The 13,420-nt window shown below is 34.3% G+C and carries 17 protein-coding genes; 5 read left to right on the top strand and 12 right to left on the bottom strand.

The window, feature by feature from the left end; genetic code table 11:
* Positions 1-89: 89 nt before the first annotated feature.
* The 4 genes from AC1RRU_RS03275 to AC1RRU_RS03290 form a co-directional block, all read right to left on the bottom strand.
* A complete protein-coding gene (locus tag AC1RRU_RS03275; RefSeq protein ID WP_011274496.1) occupies positions 90-377 on the bottom strand; it encodes a hypothetical protein in 288 nt (95 codons plus the stop codon).
* 250 nt (positions 378-627) lie between these two features.
* Positions 628-1,164 (bottom strand): VOC family protein, encoded by a 537-nt coding sequence (locus AC1RRU_RS03280; protein WP_011274495.1) that lies wholly within the window; start codon positions 1,162-1,164, stop codon positions 628-630.
* Between the two features lie 242 nt (positions 1,165-1,406).
* The gene (locus AC1RRU_RS03285; protein ID WP_011274494.1) at positions 1,407-1,766 is read right to left on the bottom strand and encodes an MBL fold metallo-hydrolase; all 360 of its coding nucleotides are present in this window, start codon (positions 1,764-1,766) and stop codon (positions 1,407-1,409) included.
* Positions 1,767-2,099: 333 nt separating this feature from the next.
* Positions 2,100-2,723 carry a nitroreductase family protein gene (locus tag AC1RRU_RS03290; RefSeq protein ID WP_011274493.1) on the bottom strand — a complete coding sequence of 208 codons (624 nt, stop codon included), beginning with the start codon at positions 2,721-2,723 and terminating at the stop codon, positions 2,100-2,102.
* 366 nt (positions 2,724-3,089) lie between these two features.
* On the opposite strand from AC1RRU_RS03290, the gene AC1RRU_RS03295 reads away from it, so the two are divergent.
* Positions 3,090-4,499 (top strand): amino acid permease, encoded by a 1,410-nt coding sequence (locus AC1RRU_RS03295; RefSeq protein WP_048667811.1) that lies wholly within the window; start codon positions 3,090-3,092, stop codon positions 4,497-4,499.
* Positions 4,500-4,565: 66 nt separating this feature from the next.
* On the opposite strand, the gene AC1RRU_RS03300 is transcribed toward AC1RRU_RS03295, so the two are convergent.
* Positions 4,566-5,228: an ABC transporter ATP-binding protein gene (locus tag AC1RRU_RS03300; protein ID WP_016930516.1), complete on the bottom strand. Its 663-nt coding sequence runs from the start codon at positions 5,226-5,228 to the stop codon at positions 4,566-4,568.
* A gap of 12 nt (positions 5,229-5,240) precedes the next feature.
* Positions 5,241-6,290: an ABC transporter permease gene (locus tag AC1RRU_RS03305; RefSeq protein WP_016930515.1), complete on the bottom strand. Its 1,050-nt coding sequence runs from the start codon at positions 6,288-6,290 to the stop codon at positions 5,241-5,243.
* Positions 6,291-6,483: 193 nt separating this feature from the next.
* Here AC1RRU_RS03305 and AC1RRU_RS03310 point away from each other — a divergent pair, with 193 nt between their 5' ends.
* On the top strand, positions 6,484-6,771 hold the full coding sequence (locus AC1RRU_RS03310) for a LysR family transcriptional regulator (protein WP_016930514.1): 288 nt from the start codon (positions 6,484-6,486) through the stop codon (positions 6,769-6,771).
* A 38-nt stretch (positions 6,772-6,809) separates the two neighbouring features.
* Entirely contained in the window at positions 6,810-7,409 is a 600-nt protein-coding gene (locus AC1RRU_RS03315; protein ID WP_325123446.1) for a LysR family transcriptional regulator substrate-binding protein, read from the top strand.
* Positions 7,410-7,541: 132 nt separating this feature from the next.
* Here the strand turns inward: AC1RRU_RS03315 and AC1RRU_RS03320 are convergent, their stop codons facing one another.
* The 5 genes from AC1RRU_RS03320 to AC1RRU_RS03340 all read right to left on the bottom strand — a co-directional run bounded on the left by AC1RRU_RS03320 (position 7,542) and on the right by AC1RRU_RS03340 (position 10,964).
* Positions 7,542-8,180, bottom strand: a complete 639-nt coding sequence (locus AC1RRU_RS03320; protein WP_016930512.1) for an NAD(P)-dependent oxidoreductase — start codon at positions 8,178-8,180, stop codon at positions 7,542-7,544.
* A 126-nt stretch (positions 8,181-8,306) separates the two neighbouring features.
* On the bottom strand, positions 8,307-8,735 hold the full coding sequence (locus AC1RRU_RS03325) for an Rrf2 family transcriptional regulator (RefSeq protein ID WP_016930511.1): 429 nt from the start codon (positions 8,733-8,735) through the stop codon (positions 8,307-8,309).
* A 173-nt stretch (positions 8,736-8,908) separates the two neighbouring features.
* Positions 8,909-9,925, bottom strand: a complete 1,017-nt coding sequence (locus AC1RRU_RS03330) for a hemolysin family protein (RefSeq protein WP_016930510.1) — start codon at positions 9,923-9,925, stop codon at positions 8,909-8,911.
* Positions 9,926-10,082: 157 nt separating this feature from the next.
* Positions 10,083-10,514: a 6-pyruvoyl trahydropterin synthase family protein gene (locus tag AC1RRU_RS03335; RefSeq protein ID WP_016930509.1), complete on the bottom strand. Its 432-nt coding sequence runs from the start codon at positions 10,512-10,514 to the stop codon at positions 10,083-10,085.
* Positions 10,515-10,532: 18 nt separating this feature from the next.
* Entirely contained in the window at positions 10,533-10,964 is a 432-nt protein-coding gene (locus AC1RRU_RS03340; protein WP_011274485.1) for a MerR family transcriptional regulator, read from the bottom strand.
* Between the two features lie 142 nt (positions 10,965-11,106).
* Between AC1RRU_RS03340 and AC1RRU_RS03345 the strand changes: the two genes are divergently transcribed.
* Both AC1RRU_RS03345 and AC1RRU_RS03350 read left to right on the top strand, forming a co-directional pair.
* Positions 11,107-11,682: an MFS transporter gene (locus tag AC1RRU_RS03345; RefSeq protein ID WP_016930508.1), complete on the top strand. Its 576-nt coding sequence runs from the start codon at positions 11,107-11,109 to the stop codon at positions 11,680-11,682.
* An 18-nt stretch (positions 11,683-11,700) separates the two neighbouring features.
* On the top strand, positions 11,701-12,432 hold the full coding sequence (locus AC1RRU_RS03350; RefSeq protein ID WP_256098330.1) for an MFS transporter: 732 nt from the start codon (positions 11,701-11,703) through the stop codon (positions 12,430-12,432).
* Between the two features lie 108 nt (positions 12,433-12,540).
* Here AC1RRU_RS03350 and AC1RRU_RS03355 read toward each other — a convergent pair whose 3' ends face one another.
* The gene (locus AC1RRU_RS03355) at positions 12,541-13,401 is read right to left on the bottom strand and encodes a patatin-like phospholipase family protein (protein WP_016930506.1); all 861 of its coding nucleotides are present in this window, start codon (positions 13,399-13,401) and stop codon (positions 12,541-12,543) included.
* Positions 13,402-13,420 lie beyond the last annotated feature (19 nt).

The following is a 13,420-nucleotide window of genomic DNA, read 5'->3' on the forward strand; positions in this document are numbered from 1 at the left end:
TTTTCATAATAGGTGGTGCTTATTTTCATTCGTATATTGCTGTTGAAATCAAAAGTTCTTACGCTAACATTTTTAATAATCACTAACGATTATTCCGCGCCTTTATTAACAAATTGCGAGCTACTGGAGGCACTGCCTGCAGCAGATAAGGTCACTTTAATTGCGTCATTTGATTCATCGACTTCGTGCTGCAACTCACTATTGAGTCCTAACAAGTTATTCGCTTGTGTTTCATCACTATTAAGCTCTTCCAAACCATTTACAATCTCAGTCGCTAAAAATTCACATGCATCGTCACTTTCTACATACACGTTTTCTTTTACAATATTTTCAATTACATCGATTAATTCTGATTTTTGAATTTGAATATCAATCATGAAAATTACTCCCTTAAATTGTTGTTGACATAAACAAAATTTTATGTCTTTAATTTTATACCCTTTTTAAGCATAGATATTTAAAATTGCATACATCTAATAACCCTAAACCCCTTATAATATCTAGCTTAACAAGCTACTTGGAAGGCTTGTTAAAGGCATTATACATTAATTTAAAAGGAGAAAATACTTAATTTTTTTAATATGACAAATGTGTCATATTAATGAATAATGATATGTTTAAATTACTTTAATTGTCGACCTTTTTCGGCACAAAAACTTCTGCCTCACTATCATATGGATAGTAAAATCCATTAGGTACCGTTTGTAATTCAATTAAGCTTCCCCACGGACTTTTTACATAAACAGTTTGATTACCTTCAGTGTCTTCATATTTCGTATTCACATGTGGCTCTGAAATAGGTTGACCTCCAGCTTGCGTCAACTGTTTAACTGCCTCATCAAAGTGTTCTGCCTCGATATAAAAAGAGATATGCGTATAACCAATGTCTTGTAACGTTTGCGCTTGACCTTGATGTGCATCTTTAAATTCAAACATTTCAATATTCGGTCCATTACCAAAGACCATCATACGTTTATGAATAATGGATGCCCCTTCTTCTAAACCAAGAATGTGTTCAACTATTTCCCCACCACGAGGTTCATCCGTCTTTCGTTGACTATCATAAGCAATCTTTCCGTTGAGCCCTTCTTTGAAAAAGGCTGTCGCCGCTTCAATATCGGGTACTGTGAGTCCGATATGATTGATTCCTCGATTTATATTCATACACCATCACCTCTAATAACAATGTTTTAATATGCGAGTTACGTATTTTCACCACGACGGACGCAATCAATAATTTTTGTAGTCTCTTACGTTTATCTTCCTCATTTTCAACAAAAAAGACAGCACCTTCTCCTTCAATCGCAACCCAAGGTACAATAAATAGCATTGAAATCTAGGTCTTGAATCAATTCCAGGCTTTTAATGGATGTTTGTCGGTCACTTGAATTGAGAATAACAGTACGCTATTCCCCATCATCTACACACAAAAAGGCCTCTGTAAAAAGGAAACGATGTTCGTCATTATCCCACAGAAACATCGTCGTACCTGACGTATGTCCTGGAGTAGGAATGACTTCTAAATCATCTGCAATCGTCTCACGTTGTTCAAACTGTCCATCAATCGGTACCGTTCGATTGATTGCTGCTACATCATCACGATGAATCCAAAATGGTATATCTATACTAGGTGTTCCGCCTACGGATTCATGCTCATGATTCATTAAAACGCATGAAGCACCGCCTAATAATTGGATATCTGTCACTACTTCATTTAAACCTGATGAATGATAAATGACTATATTGCCTTCTGATCGTTCTAGCACAAATGACTTAATACGGTAGCGTTTATCAAATGGAAAGACTGCCTTTGTTGTTTCATATAATCCTTTCTGAATACGTGTTAATGTCTCTAATTATTTATTATCCATAAATGAATCACCCTTTTCGCAATTTGATGTCTTAAGCTATACCCTTTTTCTTCATCATAAATATGATTAGCACTGACTCTATACATCTCTTTATTAAAAAAGCGGAACAGTATTCATAATGAACACACTGTTCCGCCCCACCGCATGAGTGACTTTAACTAAAAAACTTGATATAAGCGTCTTATCTTTTCAGTCAGTTACGCGTTTTTTCATTATTAAATTGAAGTATTATTTATAATCGATTACACGATCAACTGGCATTCTAAATGATGTGTGTGCCTCTTTAGCTTTCTTGCCTATTGCGACAATCATCACTGGAACATAACGTTCTAAATCATAGCCAAACGCTTTACCGATTTCTTCATGTTCAAAGCCACCAATTGGATTTGTATCATAACCGTGTTGTTTAGCAACTAACATCAATTGCATAGCAGCTAAACTACTGTCTACTTTAACAATGTCATTCATTGATTGGCGTGTGCGATTTTTATAATTTTCTAAAACAATCGGTAACATTTGTTCTTTAACTTCTTGTGGCATGTGACCATTGACAACCGCTTGTTCATAAATATATTCGCCTTCTTCATAGCATTGTAAATCCCCAAAAATGACAATCATTGCTGATGATGTATCATTTTGGTTTGTATTAAATTGAATTAATGGACGCAATTTAGCTTTCGCTTCATCACTTTCAACCACAACAAAACGCCAAGGTTGCATATTCACTGATGAAGGTGCTTTCGTTGCTTTTGCAATCATTTCATTCATTTCTTCATGAGAAATTTTATAATCTGGGTCGAAACCTTTAACCGACTTACGACCTTCTAATATTTCATTAAAATCATTAAGCATGATTTAGCCTACTTTCTATCTTTATTCTATAGTTATAATTTAAATGCAATTGACAACTATGCACAATTATATGTTTTTAAAGACTTTATATTTTAGACAGTAGGCAGTCTTAATTATAGTGATTATAGCCAAAGAAACGCCTATTTCACGCATGATTATGACATCATACACCTCTCTTATTTCCACTTACTCCTAATATGAAAATTTGTATAATTCATTGATTAAAAATTAATAAATAGGGTATTATTAATTTTAACAAAAAAATTAATTACATAATTTAACACAATTAATTAACTAATTATAAAGAGTATTCGTAGTCAGTCATAATTTTAAGTCACATATATACTCATGAAGGGGACGAACATTATGGCAGATAAACTGCAAAGGGAATTAAGCAATAGGCATATACAACTTATTGCAATTGGTGGTGCGATTGGTACCGGATTATTCCTAGGTGCAGGTGAATCCATTCACTTAGCAGGTCCATCGATTTTACTTACATATATTATCGTTGGTTTCGTATTATTTATGTTTATGCGAGCAATGGGAGAAATCTTATTGTCTAATCTAGGATTTAAATCATTTGGTGATATTGCCCATCATCATATTGGTCCAATGGCAGGCTTTATGGTAGGTTGGACATACTGGCTAACTTGGATTATTTCAGGTATGGCTGAAGTAACAGCCGTTGCTAAATACGTTGAATTTTGGTATCCAGCAATACCTAACTGGTTAACAGTTGCATTTACGATTCTCGTACTTGTAGGTATGAACTTATTTAGCGCCAAATTATTTGGTGAACTTGAATTCTGGTTATCACTAATTAAAGTTATTACGATTATCGCATTAATTGTTGTAGGTATTGTTATGGTCATCTTCGCAATGAAAACCGATTATGGTACAGCAAGTGTAGCGAATATTTGGAGTCATGGTGGATTCTTCCCTAATGGCATATCTGGATTCTTAATGGCATTCCAAATGGCAATCTTCTCATTTATTGGTATTGAGTTAATCGGTATCACTGCAGGGGAAACTAAAAATCCATATAAAACGATTCCTCAAGCAATTAACAATGTACCTTTCCGTATATTAATATTCTACATTGGTTCATTAGCTGTTATTATGTCAGTTGTACCTTGGAATCAATTAGATCCTGCGGAAAGTCCATATGTAAAACTGTTTGGTTTAGTTGGTATTCCATTCGCAGCGGGAATCATTAACTTTGTAGTTTTAACAGCAGCTGCATCTTCATGTAATAGTGGTATCTTCGCTAACAGTCGTACATTATTCGGTTTAGCTGGAAGAAAACAAGGTCCACCATTCTTACATAAGACGAATAAACATGGTGTTCCATATTACGCTATCTTATTAACTTGTGGTTTATTAAGTATTGCGATTATTTTAAACGCAGTATTTAAAGATGCTACGAAGGTATTCGTTCAAATCACAACGTTCTCAACAGTGCTCAATATTATGATTTGGACATGTATTATGATTGCGTATCTAGGTTTCGTGAAGGGAAACCCTGAATTACACAACGATAGTAAATTTAAAATGCCTGGTGGCAAATACATGGCATATGCCATTCTTGTCTTCTTTGCATTTATCTTTATCGTTTTACTTATTAATAGTACGACACGTTTTGCTGTACTATTCGCGCCTGTTTGGGCCATCGTACTTGTCATCATGTATCAAAAGTATCGAAAAGAATCTGAAAAAGCGACAATCGCTATGGAAGATGAAAAAGATTTAGAAAGAGAATTAGAAGATAAATAGATAATAATTAACTCCCTCTAAGTAGCCATGATTTTCAAAGCTTACTTGGAGGGAGTTTTAATTTGTTTATTTTTCTTTTAAACGTCCGTCTTCCATATGAAAGACTTTATCACAGAACTTGGTTAAACGTTCATCATGCGTAACGATAATACATGTTTTATGACGTTGTTTAGACTGTTCTTTTAGTATTTCCATAACTGCCATCGCATTTTCAGTATCGAGCGATGCAGTTGGCTCATCAGCTAAAATAATAGAAGGCTGTGTATAAATTGCCTTAGCAATCGCGACGCGTTGCTTTTGACCTCCTGACACTTCAGAAGGTAATTTGTTCTCTATCTCTTTTAAGCCTAAATCACTCAACAATTTATCATATTCTTCAGTACTTAACACATCTTTTTTATAACTCTTCAATAAGTGAAATTGTTGTTTGATTGTTAAGAAGGGAACTAAGTTCGTCGCCTGCAATATAAAGCCAATCTCTTTCATTCTCATTTTAGCTAATTGTTTCTGACTCATTTTTGAGATTTTCTCATCATTAATATATATTTCACCAGATGTTGGTGTTTGTAACGCACCAGCCATTGTTAAGAACGTACTCTTACCGGAACCGGAAGGGCCAACAATAGCTATGAGTTCACCTTTTTCAAAAGATAAAGATGTCGGTTTTACTGCTTCAATTGTATGATTACCATCTTCGAATTCTTTAGTCACTTCATCAAATTTTAACATGGTGGCACCTCCTTACCCAATCGCCTTGAGTGGGTCTATTTTTCTAATGGATAATACTGAGAATAAGCTACCAACAAGAGATGTTAGTATTAAAACGATACCAAAGATAATGAGTGTACCGATATTAAATTGGACAGGTACCGCTTCAGGTAAGACTAAACTTGTCAGTAATGTCAATATTAAGCCAATCAAAGTACCGATTAAGGCTAATATAAAGGTTTGTGCTAACACCATCTTCATTAAGAATCCATTCGTAAATCCTTGAGCTTTTAGTACTCCGAATAAATTCTTTTTCTGCAGCGTGATGACATATAAGAATACGCCAATGACTGTAGCAGAGATAACAAATAAGAATGTAATCATGAAGTTCATTGTTAAGTTTTGTGGTTTGTAGCCTGGTAGGTTCTCTACAAAGTCATCTATTCCTATAACTTCTAGATCTTTATCAACATTTTTATCTTTCCAATTACTGTCTTTTACAACTACTGCATTGGTTTTATCTGATGACAGTGCTGGATTAATTTTTTCAATGGTTTTGTCATTTGCGAAAATAACGGGAGAAGCATTATATTTAGCACTTTCTGAAACGCCAACGATATGTAGTTTCTCATCAGATTGAGATAACGTGATGGTGTCACCAACCTTGAACCCTTTATCTTTCAATGATTGATCGATCACGACATCATTATCTTTATTAAATTTTTTGCCTTCCTCAATCTTTGGAATCAAGAATGAGTTTGATGTTACGCCAAAGAGTAATGCATTCTCTTCACTCTCTCCATTCGATGCAATAACGCCAATTTGTTTTAACGGTGCCTCTTCTTTAAATTTGCCTTCAACGTCAGACGATTTAAAGACAGATTGTTGAACCGTTTGGTTGGCATCTTTATTTAAAACAATTGCATCTGCTTTCCATTTCTTGATGCCTTCAGTGTTCATATTAATTAAACCACTTGCTAAACCGGATAGTAAAAAGAGTAAGTAACTAATTAATACTAGAATGCCTATAATTAATCCGAATTTAAGCTTGTTGCGTTTAATTTCGTTCCATGCAAGAAACATTTAATTCCCTCCTTTATGTGTATTATTAACAAGTATAGCAATACTTATATTAAAAATTACAATGAATTAAACTATTTAAATATTATTCATATTGAACATCATAAGAAAGTTCTACAAATTGGTTATATTGTGTCACGGCTGTTAAATTCAATTGAACTTGGTCAGCAATATCATAAAAAAGGAGGACATCGATATGACCTATAAAAATAAAATTCAATATTTAGAAGCCATTCAACGTTACGGCAGTATTTCACATGCAGCCAAACACCTTTATATTTCTCAACCCTATTTAAGCCGTTATATTCAAGACGTTGAGAATAACTTAGGTGTGACATTAATTAACCGGGACAGCAACCCGCTAGAACTTACGTATTCAGCTGAGCGATTTCTAGATTATTTACATGAAATTGAGGATATTGATACTCGAATGCGTGATGAATTGCAGACAATTTCTAATTTGAAAAAGGGCGTATCCGTATAGGTGTTAACCCTATTTTAGCTACACATACGCTTTATAGTATCTTGCCAAAGTTTATAGAACATTACCCGGGCGTGGAGATTGAATTAGTAGAAGAAGTAGCACATCGAATTGAACAAATTGTTTCCGATCAAAAAGTGGATATAGGTGTGACGATATTACCGTTATATACCGAAGATTTATCTTATGATATTTTATACACAGAAAATGTATATTTAGCGTTACCTCCAGGACATCAGCTTATCGAACAAGCTAAAGCACACGCTGACGATGGTGAATTTCCATTTCATTTGTTAGATAATGAGAAATTTATCTTGCTCAAGCCTGAAATGACATTACGCCAATTATCTAATCAAATCTTAAATGATTATAATGTTGTACCTGAAGTGATGATGGAAACGGTTAGTGTCGAGAATGCGCTTCGTCTCGTCAATGAAGGTATCGCAATCACATTTGTCCCTAAGAGTGTTAAAGATATGACGTCTCATCGTTTTAATGGCACGTTTGTCCAATTGAACCCACACCACTATTACAATCGAGTCGTATTAGCATACAAAGAAAATGATAAAAAACCACTATCTAGAGCAGCTAAGACATTTATCCAAATGGCGAAATCCGGAATGAAACAAGATATGAATTAACAACTACTTTATTAGACATAGAAAAGACAAAAGACGTGGGACAATGAATTCATAAAGAATTCTGTTCCACGTCCTTCGTTTGCTTATTCTCAGACAATAATCATTTAGCTTTAAAATTAATCGTTCAATATATTATACTTGTTCGCCAACGACTGTGAATCGCTCGTTAATGTGAGCTACATTTTCAGCTTCGTCTACAATTGCAATAGCGTAATCCGCATAGCTAATGTAGCTATTACCTTGACTATTTACAAGCAATTCATCTTTACCTAATGTATAAGAACCTGTACGTTTACCTTCTGCATCGAACTCTGCTGATGGACTAACAAATGTCCAAGTAATGCCCTCGCTATCTTGAAGATCTTGGAGATTACGTCCTTGACCTTTAGCAGTTGGTTTAAACATATCTGGGAAATCTGGTGTTTCAAGTACACGTGTTGTATGTGCCTCATCTACGAATAAGCTACCTGCACCACCTACTACAATCACTCTTGTATCTACTTCTTTAAGCAATTTAATTAAAGCGCGTCCCGCTTCTACATGGGCTTCTTCCTCACCTAATGGCGCACCAAATGCATTTACAACAACATCAAGATCTTCGATGTCATCTACTGTTAAACTGAAAATATCTTTTTCAATCACTTTCACATCTTGATCATTTAGTTTGCTCGCATTTCTAACAATTGCAGTGACTTCATGACCACGTGCTTGTGCTTCTGTTAATACTTTATTTCCAACTTTACCTGTTGCTCCGATAATACCAATTTTCATGATTTATTCCTCCACATTTTTATATTTATGGTGATGTCAGTCAATTAGGTCGTTGTGAGGCAGCTTCATTATCGCACTTGCACTTGTAACCATAATAGTTACATGTAAGATATAACGGACGACGACTTATCCGTTTCGTTGCAAGATGTCTGTAACAATATCATCCATTGTGACATTAGCCAAGACACCTTCCATCGCATCTTGTGCACGTAAGAGAATGATTTCAAGCACACTCTGGATATTGGCACCTACAACACAATTTACATTCGTGTCTTCATGCATTTGGAATAATTCGCCTTCGTCAACGACTTCCACCGCTTGATACACATCAAGTAATGTAATGTCTGTTAAAGGCTTTCTTAGTTGAATGCCACCACTCCCTTGCTGTGTTTCGATTAAATTCGCTTGCTTTAATTTACCTACTAATCTTCTAATTACTACAGCATTAGTGTTCACACTACTAGCAATCCAAGAGGATGTTAATGGTTGCGACTGTTCAACTTTGACTAATGCTAGAATATGCACAGCCACAGTGAAACGACTACTAATTTTCAATCTTCTCACCTCATGTAACCATTATAGTTACAAGTTAATTTATAAGTCACTGTTTTTGAATTTAATTAATTTTGGTTTTAAAAAAGACCCAATCATCAAGATTTTCAAAATCTCAATAATAGGGTCATAATAAGACATAATAATAATATTAATTATATAAGACTAAATTCACATTAATTATATTCATCTTCGATATCGCCAACGATTTCTTCAAGAATATTTTCTAAAGTAATGATTCCCTTGAAATCAGCGTCATTATAAACTGCTGCGATATGCACTTTTCTCTTTTTCATCATTTCTAATATGTGTTTCAATGGTGTATTCATTTTAACGTTAATAATTGGATTAACGAACGTCTCTAGTTTAGATGGTTGTTCCACGTTGAACAATGATTTGGAATGTATGAAACCAACAATTTGATCATCTTTAACAGCTGGATATCTTGTAAACGCATCTATTTTAATTTGCTGTATAGCATCATCAAAACGTGTATTTAAATTTAACGTTTTAACATGTTCTTCATCAATCATAATATCTTTTGCGACTAAATTATCAAATTTAAATGCTTGGTTAATATGGTGTAATTCACTGTCATTAATTTCGCCACCTTCATGGCTATCGTGAATTAATTGTTTCAACTCTTCCTCAGAATGGAATACTTCACTCTCTTTGGCTGGTTTCATATTGAACATTTTCAATATCAATCGTGCTGCACCATTTAATAACCAAATAAACGGATACATTAATTTATAGAAAAAGATAATCGGTTTCGCAAATAACAACGTAATATATTCTGCCTTTTGGATAGCAATCGTCTTAGGTGCCATCTCACCTACAACAACGTGTAAAAATGTCGCGATAACAAATGCGCCACCAATTGTAAATGGATGTATCCAAGCTTCAGGAATACCAATACTGCTGAATAAAGGATGTAATATAAATTCAAATGTAGATTCTCCTACCATACCGATACCTAGTGCGGTAATGGTAATACCTAATTGGCAGGCAGCTAAGTATTCATCAAGATGATCGACAACCTTCTTAGCGGCTATCGCTTTCTTCTCACCTGCATTAGACAATTGTGCAATTCTTGTTTCTCTGACTTTAACAATAGCGAACTCTGTCGCCACGAAAAAAGCCGTTAGGACTAATAATAATATAAAAGTAATAAGACTAAGTGTGGTCCCCAAATATGTTCCTCCAAAATAAAAAATTGTAGACTTGCTACTATACTAATTATATCAATAATATATATATAATCAAAATATTTAAATTTTAATTACTTATATAAATAGTACTTAATTCAAAAGGTAAAATTGAGAACCTTTCTTTTTTATCAGTAGTGATTTAAAGCTTCATAATGGAACGATTTAGACTTACCCCATGGCGGTCGGTCTCAAATAGCTGTAACGCATACATACAATGTTCACCCGGAAGATGTTGTTCAAATTCGTCCCAAATCCACATTGCAATATTTTCAGCAGTCGTATTCATATCAGGCAACGTTTCATTAATGAGTTGATGATTTAATTTAGGTTCAATCACTTTATTATAAATCGCATCTACTTCATTAAAATCTAATCCAAGACCATAATCACCAATTGGTGAAAGTACGTCTACATACAAGCGATATGAATGATTATGCAAATCTCGAAATATATCTTCACTAAAATAAATTCGATTATCACACTTGAAATCATATTGTTGTTTTAATACAGTTCGGCCCTCTCTATATTTAAATTGATTGGGTGGTTGGATATAATTAAAGCGATTAGACATGATTTCTTCCTCCTTAAATTATCTATTCACTATTTCAGGTTTTTCCCACAGTTTATCCACATTATCCTTTGATAGTTCACCTGCATTAAATTGAGCTAAATGACTATCATAGGTATCTATCTTATATTTCAATAAATTTCTAGCTTTGTGCATTACTTCTAATTTAGCATCTAGTTCACTTAATTGTTCATTAAGTATCTCTTTTTGACGTTGCTGCGTGTCTTCATTTGAAGGTAATTGCCCTAGTTTACAAAACTCTATAAGTAATTCAATTTTCACACCAGCAAGACGTAAGTTTTTTACTAAATATATCCAGTTCAAGTCGTTTGTTCTATAATCACGATAGCCATTTTGATTTCGTTCAACTGGTGGTATAGCGCCTACTTTCTCATAATATCTCAATGTATCTTGAGATAATCCCATAAATTCTACAACTTCTTTCGTATTCATAGCACATTCACTCCTTATCGTTCCCTATGTTATACCATAATTTAAAAATTTTAGTCATTTGAAATTTTTAAAAATTAGTACTTGCTATGGAGTTCACTCCATAGTTTAGACTATTACTATTCTTCTAAAGGGACGTGTCAATATGTTTAAAAAGAAAAATCAAATTATACTCTTCATCATTTTATTTAGTTATTTTTTAATATTAATGGATAACTCAATCATATTTACAAGTACTGTCAAGATCGCTCAAAGCCTACACATGGATAAAGCGTCCTTATCTTGGGTATCAAATGCTTATACAATTACATTCGGTGGTTTCTTATTGTTAGCGGGTAGACTAGGTGATTTATTAGGGCGCAAACGTATATTTTTAAGTGGTTTAGTGTTATTTGGGATATCAAGTTTATGTATCGGGCTTGCACAAAATAGTATACAAATTATTACTTTTAGAGCAATACAAGGTATTGGTTCGGCGATTATTGCACCTACAACACTCGCTTTACTTATGGGCCATTTCGAAGGTAAGGAAAGAAGTAAAGCCATTAGTTACTACGGCGCCACTCCTGGTATTGGTTCAATCATTGGTTTACTCCTCGGTGGTTGGTTAACAAGTACAATCAGTTGGCGATCTGGCTTCCTGATTAATGTCCCTTTCACTATTATTTTAATTATCTTGACGTTGCTTTTTGTAAAATCTACAACGGTTCATCGTGTATGAATTGACTTTATTGGTGCAATACTTTCAGTTATTGCGATAATGACACTCGTATATGGCATGACAAATGAATCTATCATTGCAGTCATTATTGGGTTCATTTTATTAATTATATTCGTAATATTTGAACGCAAATTACCATTTGCATTAATGCCAATGTCATTATTTAAGAATAAGGTGCGCACAGGCGCTTATGTCGGTCGTTTTATATTTATGATGGCAATGTTATCTTATTGGTTTATCTTGCCACAAATGATGCAACATTTATATCATTACACACCGTTACAAGCTGGTATAGCTTTCTTACCTTTAACCATTATTAATTTTATTGCGGCATTGTATCTTCCTTACTTTACTGAAAAATTAGGCAATACGAACGTGTTATTACTCGGCCAAATTATACTGACTTTAGGACTAATTGTTACAGCTAGTTTGAATCCGTTACATGGATATTGGCTAGCGATAGGTATCCCCATGTTACTCGTAGGTCTAGGTCAAGGTTGGCTACTGGCTCCTATTACAAGTGCCGGCATTCACGAAGTAGATGCTAGTTTATCAGGTGCCGCAAGCGGAATGACTAATACCATGCACCAATTAGGTGGTCCAATCGGCTTATCAATTATCGTCTTTTTCACATCAAATATAACACATATTATTCATTATTATCACGTTGTGATGTGGTTAATTGTTATTTATATGATTATCGGCTTCATTGTGTTATGGATGACTCAACGCCAAACTAAATCAATTTAAATGAAAAAAGGAGAAGGATAGATATTTATTAAATTCATAGTCCAATGCTCCTTTTTATAGTCGTTATTAAATAACAATCTCACTTTGACCTAAACTTAAAACTCACTTTCACTCATTCCAAAAGCTTCTAATTTTCTCTACATCTTCAAGTGCTTGAGCTTCTCCAGCTTTGAAAATGTCAGGTCGAATTGATGGATCTACTGTATTACCGCCTAGTTCATTTAATTTATCAAATACTGCTTTACTAGGTGTAATTAATTTGACTTTAGCGCCACTTTCTTCAAGTTCTTTAATGGCATCTTCTAATTTATATGGTGTTGAAATAGGAAGATTCGTTGCAAGAATAAGTACTTTCTTAGCACCTTTAGCTAAATCTGCATTCTCCATGGAATGACATCCACCATCAAAATGTTTGTCACCCTCAATCGTCGTAGCCGGCCAAACACCTGGTAACGAACCACTTGAAGCCATAGCTCTATGCAAGTTCACTTGACTATCAGACGTTAGTGCGACACGCTCTGCCTTACGCGCATTAATAGCAGTAATCATCAAATTAGATGGCCATTCAATGCCTTTAATTCTATGTTCTAAGCGAGTGATATGCACGCTCTCATTAAATTTATGATCTTCTAGTGCATAGACACTATAATTCTCAATCCATTCTTTAGGTGACTTCGAATGCTCTTGTATTTGAGCATATCTTTCAAAGATACCTGACATGTCTTTAACTGGCGGCGTTTCATTTGATTTAGGTGCAATTTGCTCATCATAAATGACATCAAAACTCTTGTCAGATGTTAAACCTGTAGCAGCTTGTGCGCCACCTGATGTACCTATCATTAAATCTGCATGACGAACATCTATACCTTGATTAGATAATGTTAACAGATAGCCTAACTCCCAACCTATGGCTAGCGAACCACCACCGCCAAGTACAATTGCATGTTCTAAACTGTCTTTTTTATTCATATTACATATCTCCTTTAGT

This window comes from Staphylococcus sp. GW821-FHT11H10, from assembly GCF_058807855.1.